The following is a 6,280-nucleotide window of genomic DNA, read 5'->3' as shown; positions in this document are numbered from 1 at the left end:
CACCGCCACCGCCACCGCCACCGCCACCGCCACCACCACCCGCCGCGAGGGCAATTCCGCCCGCCGCCGCCACGCCGCCTAGAACCCACGGCCAGACTGCGCCACCGTCATGACTGCCTTCAGCTGCCATCAGCGGTGTGAGATCGTCCAGATGCTGGAAGTGGAATGCGCCATCAGTATCCTGAACCCACCACAGTGCACCGTTGCTGTCTTCGAGAACGAGTTGGCTTTTATCACTGCCGTTTGCGACATAGAAGTTTTTAATCGTAATTACGTCACCTGAGCGGAGTGTGACCACCAGATCCTGGTTAATACGGGTCAGTTGGCTGATGTCTTCACGCGAAACGGATAATTTCACGATGGACGGTGTACTGAGCGTCACTTCAGAGGCTTCAACATTCGTAGATACACCAGTCAATTTTGATACAACGGCGAGATGACGCATATGTTCACTCCTGATGGCTTGCCGGGGGAATTAATCCGCAACAGCGTTCTGGGAAAATGAGCAGACAGGTGCCCCGTTCATCGTGAAGATGAATTTACACATGTAGTTTCATTGATTAGGTCACAGAGATGTCTGTTTGGTTAGTAAATAAAAGTTGGCCTCGGCGTTGAATAGTTCTTTCGTATTAGATGATATAGTCAGAAAGAAAGTATTCCGCAACTTCTGCCTGTTAAAAATATACGGCGATATTTCAGGTGGGTTAGTGTAAAACGCCACATAAAATATATGTGTTTTATTATGTTATTGTATTTTAAGTGATTTATTTTTAGCGTGCAGCATGATTTTATAATAAACATCAGTGATAATAATGTTATTAAAATGAAGTGAAATAGATGGAGGAAATTCTTGAAGTTTTATTTTTATTGGACTACAGACATCATGAAATAACACGGTAATTTACTTGATATTTGAACGATTCAGCAGTATTAAACTATAAGTGTGATGAATATATTGAGGGGGATTCAATAACTAAATAATAAGGACCAGTCCCATAATGAGAGACTGGTCACAAAAAAAGGTGTTATCTGCCAGCATTTTTCATAATACGTGCTTTATCCACCTGCCACTCACGCTCTTTCACATCGGAACGTTTATCGTGCTGTTTCTTACCTTTAGCGACGCCAATTTTCACTTTGCACCAGGCGTTTTTCCAGTACAGAGACAGTGCCACGACGGTGTAACCTTCGCGGTTCATTCGGCCATACAGCGAATCAAGCTCGCGCTGGTTTAACAGCAGTTTACGGGTACGAGTGGGATCGCAGACCACATGCGTTGAGGCAACTGCCATCGGGATAAAGTTGGCGCCAAACAGGTAAGCTTCACCGTCTTTAAGAATGACATAGCTGTCGCTGATGTTGGCTTTACCCGCGCGCAGGGATTTGACTTCCCAGCCTTGCAGAGCGAGTCCAGCTTCGAACTCTTCTTCAATAAAGTATTCGTGTCGTGCGCGCTTGTTAAGCGCGATTGTGGCTGAGCCAGGTTTGTGTGCTTTTTTCTTCGTCATAATGCCGCTCAGTATAGGTAATCTGGAATCGAAAAACACCCCATTTCATCCAGCGGGGCGCAAGGCGCTATCTTAGCACGAGTTGGGCTATAGCGTTTTTTTTAGCGGATGATAAATGGTATTATTTGCTCGATTGATATAGATGGAAATTGTTATGCCTCAGATTAGCCGGACCGCTTTAGTACCTTACAGTGCGGAACAGATGTATCAGCTAGTGAATGATGTGAAATCCTATCCCCAGTTTTTACCGGGTTGCACCGGAAGCCGCGTACTGGAGTCGACTCCTGGACAGATGACGGCAGCGGTGGATGTGTCTAAAGCAGGGATCAGCAAAACGTTCACCACGCGCAACCAGTTGACTAATAACCAGAGCATTCTGATGCATCTGGTCGATGGCCCCTTCAAAAAACTCATTGGCGGGTGGAAGTTTACGCCGCTCAGTCATGAAGCGTGCCGTATTGAGTTTCAGCTTGATTTTGAGTTCACTAACAAGCTCATTGAGCTGGCGTTTGGCCGTATCTTTAAAGAGCTGGCGTCGAACATGGTGCAAGCCTTCACGGTGCGTGCGAAAGAGGTTTACAGTGTCAGTGTCAGCTAAAATGGTCGTCGAAGTCGCGTATGCGCTACCCGAAAAGCAATATTTACAGCGCGTGACGCTGCAAGAGGGCGCGACGGTTGAAGAGGCCATTCGCGCGTCTGGATTACTGGAATTGCGCCCTGATATCGACCTCAGCAAAAACAAAGTGGGGATCTACAGCCGTCCGGTAAAACTTGCTGATGCTGTGCATGATGGTGATCGGGTAGAAATTTACCGGCCATTGATTGCCGATCCAAAAGAGTTGCGCAGGAAGCGGGCGGAGAAGTCTGCCAACAAATAGCAGGCAATAAAAAGGTGCTCAGCGAGCACCTTTTTTGCTATCTGAAGACCTACTTATTGATTACCGGTCAATGCGGGCTTGTTATCAATATTGGTCAACACGCCATTGCTGTTAAAGGTCAGCGTCAGCGTTTGCTGCGTTACGCCTTCGTGTCCTGGTTGCTGACGGAACACATAGAACCAGGTGTTGGTGCCAAAAGGATCGGACATCATCGGTGTACCCAGAGCATAAGCAACCTGCTGTTGCGTCATACCGACACGAACTTTGGACACATCGTTAGCGGTCAGATAGTTTCCCTGGTTGATGTCAGGACGGTAAACCACTCGCTCCAGAGTGGAACAGCCTGCGGTCAACATCAGTAGTACTGCTGCAGCAGCAGTCAGCGTTTTACAGCGCATAGTGATTTGATTCCTTTTCGGGCCCGAGCAGTACGCGGCTCATATGTAATATGCCGATGATAATAGACCTTTCACCACTTTAAAACCTTTTGCTGTCGGGTCGGACGGCGATTTTATGTTGAACTCAGACCGTTACAAGAGAAAAAAGTTTATGCTGCCAGCAGTTCTTTTGCATTTGCGAGGGTATTGCGCGTCACTTCGCTACCGCCAAGTAAGCGGGCGAGCTCCTGCAGGCGCGCGCGTTTATCCAGTGGTTGCATATGTGTTTCTGTCATCGCGCCGTCGGTTTCTTTGCTGACGTAGAAGTGTTGATGTCCGCAACCGGCAACCTGCGGCAGGTGCGTGACGCACATAACCTGCGTGGATTCACCGAGCTGGCGCAGTAGTTTGCCGACGACCGCGGCTGTTGGACCGCTAATACCGACGTCAACCTCATCGAAAATCAGCGCCGGGGTTTCCATTTTACGAGCGGTGATCACCTGAATAGCCAGTGCGATACGCGACAGTTCCCCACCAGATGCGACTTTTGCTATAGGCTGTAACGGCTGGCCTGGGTTGGTGGTGACCTTAAATTCAATGCGATCGGCACCGTCTACACTCAGATGGTGTTCATCAAACTTCACCTCAATGCAAAAGAGTCCGTGCGGCATAGAAAGTGCGTGCATGCTCTCTGTAATGAGCTGCCCTAACTCCTGAGCATAGTGTTGGCGCTGGTGGTGCAGCGTCTTTGCTGTTTCCAGTGCCAGCTTGTGATGAGTGTTCACCGCCAGAGTGAGGGTTTCGAGTGAATCAGCCTGATCGTCAAGTTGCTGCTGTTCGTCCAGCAGGGACTGATAGAACTGCGGGAGCGCTTCAGGCGCGACATGGTGTTTGCGCGCCAGAGAGATTTGTTTTGCGATGCGCTGCTCAAGCTCGAATAACCGGTTAGGGTCCAGATCCAGCCGGTCACAATAGTGGCGCAGCTCGTCGCTGGCTTCGCTGAGTTGAATGGTTGCCTCTTCGAGCATGTCCAGAATATCGGAAAGCTTATTGTCCATACCCGCCAGTTCGCTGACCAACTGCTTTGCCGTGTACAGCTGGCTTTGCAGATTAGCGTCCTCGCCGTCTGCCATGATAGCCAGCGCCTGTTGGCTGGTGGTGAGCAACTGCCCGCTGTTAGCCAGACGCTTGTACTCTTCATCGATCTGCTCAAACTCACCCGCCTGCGGGTTAAATTCGTTTAGCTCTTTCAACTGATACTGCAACAGCTCTGCCCGGGCAGCGCGTTCCTGGCTTTGCTGCTGATGATGTGCCAGGTCGCGGCAGCTCTGATGCCACAGTTGATAGCGCGCCGCCATTTCCTGAATGAGAGACGCCTCATTGGCATAGCCGTCCAGCAGGGATTTTTGGTGTTCAGATTTCGTCAGCAGTTGATGCGCGTGCTGGCCGTGGATTTGAATTAACAACTGGCCGAGCTCGCGAAGCTGCGACAGTGGTACCGCGGTGCCGTTGATAAAGCCACGGGAACGCCCATCGCTACTGATAACGCGGCGTAGCAAGCATTCACGACCTTCTTCAAGCTGGTTTTCTTCGAGCCATTGCAGCGCCGCTGGCGTGTCCTTCAGGGAGAAGCGGGCACACAGATCGGCACGCGTAGCGCCAGCGCGCACCATGTCGGCATCGGCACGTCCGCCAAGGCACAAACCGAGGGCATCAATGGCAATGGACTTACCCGCCCCGGTCTCACCGGTGATGACGGTCATTCCGCTCTGAAAATCGATCTCAAGTTCACGAACGATAGCAAAATTGCTGATGGTCAGTTGTGCCAACATAGCTGTTTTCCTGTATGAAAAACCATAACTGTAATTACATACAGTATAAACTGGTTTTTTATACAGTAAAGAGGCTGGGGGTAAATTAAAATAATTTTTTTGACCAGCCGAGCTTGGTGCTTAATGTATTGAAATAGCTGTAGTCTTTAGGGTGAATCAGGTTTAAATGATAATCACAGCGGCGAATCAACACGTCTTCACCTTCCTGTATAGGCAGGGCAATCTGGCTGTCGCAGCTAATTTCGAGATCGCTACGGCGGTGTGAGAAGCGCAGGCGAATGGTGCTGCTACTGTTGATCACCAGCGGTCGCGCTGAGAGCGTGTGCGGGAACATTGGTACCAGCGTAATGGCATCCAGAGAAGGCGTCAGGATTGGGCCGCCGGCAGAGAGCGAGTAGGCAGTAGAACCGGTTGGCGTGGAAATAATCAGTCCGTCTGAACGCTGGGAAAACGCAAAGACCTCATCAATATAGACTTCAAATTCAATCATGTGCGCGACTTTACCCGGGTGCAGCACCACTTCATTGATCGCGGTACTGATACGCTTCTGGCAATCTTGCTGGCACACCTGGGCTTCAAGTAAAAAGCGCTTTTCACTGATGTAATGGCCTTCCAGCACATCGGCTAACTGCTGATGGGCATTGTCTGGGTCAAGGTCGGTGAGAAAGCCCAGGTTGCCACGGTTGATCCCGATGACCTTAATGTCATAGCGTGCCAGAGTGCGCGCAGCACCGAGCATATTGCCATCTCCGCCCACCACTACCGCGAGGTCCGCCTGCTGACCAATTTCTGCCAGCGTGCCGGTTTGCACATTTTTCAGCTGCAGTTCGCGGGCGATTTGTTGCTCCACGATAACCTGATACCCTTTTGTGCACAGCCAGCGGTAAAGCATTTCATGTGTGGTCAGTGCAGTGGGGTGGCGTGGATGCCCCACAATGCCAATACACTTGAAATGTTTATTCATTTTCTCGAGGTCCTTGTAGCGAAGATGAGTGACAATGTGAGTACTTCCCTTGAATCCCTGAATCTTATCCCCATAATAAGCCAAGTTAGCGAGATGAATGCGAAAAAACGCGGAGAAATTCATGAGTAGTAAAGAACAGAAAACGCCTGAGGGGCAAGCCCCGGAAGAAATTATCATGGATCAGCACGAAGAAGTTGAGGCGGTTGAACCAGACGCTTCTGCTGAGCAGGTGGATCCGCGCGATGAAAAAATTGCGAATCTGGAAGCTCAGCTTACTGAAGCCGAAACGCGCGAGCGTGACAGCGTGTTGCGCATGAAAGCTGAAATGGAAAACCTGCGTCGTCGTACCGAACTGGACGTAGAAAAGGCGCATAAGTTCGCGCTGGAAAAATTCGTTAACGAACTGCTGCCGGTGCTCGATAGCCTGGACCGTGCGCTGGAAGTAGCGGACAAAGACAACGATGCCATGTCGGCGATGATCGAGGGTATCGAACTGACCCGTAAATCGATGCTGGATGTGGTGGCGAAGTTTGGCGTGCAGGTGGTTGCGGATATCGATGTGCCGATGGACCCGAACGTGCATCAGGCGATTGCCATGGTTGAGTCTGACGACGTTGCGGCCGGTAACGTACTGATGGTGATGCAGAAAGGTTATACCCTGAACGGACGTACCATCCGCGCGGCGATGGTGTCTGTGGCGAAAGCCAAGGGCTAATCAGCC

The 6,280-nt window shown here is 50.5% G+C and carries 8 protein-coding genes; 3 read left to right on the top strand and 5 right to left on the bottom strand.

What is annotated here, in order from left to right:
- Together FDX01_RS01095 and smpB are read right to left on the bottom strand one after the other, a co-directional pair.
- Positions 1–445, bottom strand: a 445-nt coding sequence (locus FDX01_RS01095) for a BapA prefix-like domain-containing protein (RefSeq protein WP_137399085.1), incomplete at its 3' end; no start/stop codon positions are given.
- Positions 446–1,025: 580 nt separating this feature from the next.
- Positions 1,026–1,508 carry an SsrA-binding protein SmpB gene (smpB, locus tag FDX01_RS01090; RefSeq protein WP_096759347.1) on the bottom strand — a complete coding sequence of 161 codons (483 nt, stop codon included), beginning with the start codon at positions 1,506–1,508 and terminating at the stop codon, positions 1,026–1,028.
- Positions 1,509–1,662: 154 nt separating this feature from the next.
- On the opposite strand from smpB, the gene ratA reads away from it, so the two are divergent.
- The gene (gene ratA, locus FDX01_RS01085) at positions 1,663–2,106 is read left to right on the top strand and encodes a type II toxin-antitoxin system toxin RatA (protein WP_115257733.1); all 444 of its coding nucleotides are present in this window, start codon (positions 1,663–1,665) and stop codon (positions 2,104–2,106) included.
- A complete protein-coding gene (locus FDX01_RS01080) occupies positions 2,096–2,386 on the top strand; it encodes an RnfH family protein (protein WP_096759348.1) in 291 nt (96 codons plus the stop codon). Before ratA ends, FDX01_RS01080 begins: the two co-directional genes overlap by 11 nt.
- A 53-nt stretch (positions 2,387–2,439) precedes the next feature.
- On the opposite strand, the gene bamE is transcribed toward FDX01_RS01080, so the two are convergent.
- The 3 genes from bamE to nadK form a co-directional block, all read right to left on the bottom strand.
- Complete coding sequence (gene bamE / locus FDX01_RS01075) at positions 2,440–2,784, bottom strand: outer membrane protein assembly factor BamE (protein WP_115257734.1); 345 nt, start codon at positions 2,782–2,784, stop codon at positions 2,440–2,442.
- 149 nt (positions 2,785–2,933) lie between these two features.
- Positions 2,934–4,595, bottom strand: a complete 1,662-nt coding sequence (recN, locus tag FDX01_RS01070; RefSeq protein ID WP_137399084.1) for a DNA repair protein RecN — start codon at positions 4,593–4,595, stop codon at positions 2,934–2,936.
- An 85-nt stretch (positions 4,596–4,680) separates the two neighbouring features.
- Positions 4,681–5,559 carry an NAD(+) kinase gene (gene nadK, locus FDX01_RS01065; protein ID WP_096756091.1) on the bottom strand — a complete coding sequence of 293 codons (879 nt, stop codon included), beginning with the start codon at positions 5,557–5,559 and terminating at the stop codon, positions 4,681–4,683.
- 121 nt (positions 5,560–5,680) lie between these two features.
- Here nadK and grpE point away from each other — a divergent pair, with 121 nt between their 5' ends.
- Complete coding sequence (gene grpE / locus FDX01_RS01060) at positions 5,681–6,274, top strand: nucleotide exchange factor GrpE (RefSeq protein ID WP_096756092.1); 594 nt, start codon at positions 5,681–5,683, stop codon at positions 6,272–6,274.
- Positions 6,275–6,280: the final 6 nt, after the last annotated feature.

It is taken from the genome of Citrobacter sp. wls613 (assembly GCF_005281195.1).
Taxonomy (GTDB): domain Bacteria; phylum Pseudomonadota; class Gammaproteobacteria; order Enterobacterales; family Enterobacteriaceae; genus Citrobacter; species Citrobacter gillenii.
The sequence above is the reverse complement of the archived record's forward strand: the minus strand, read 5'-3'. Positions and strand labels throughout refer to the sequence as shown.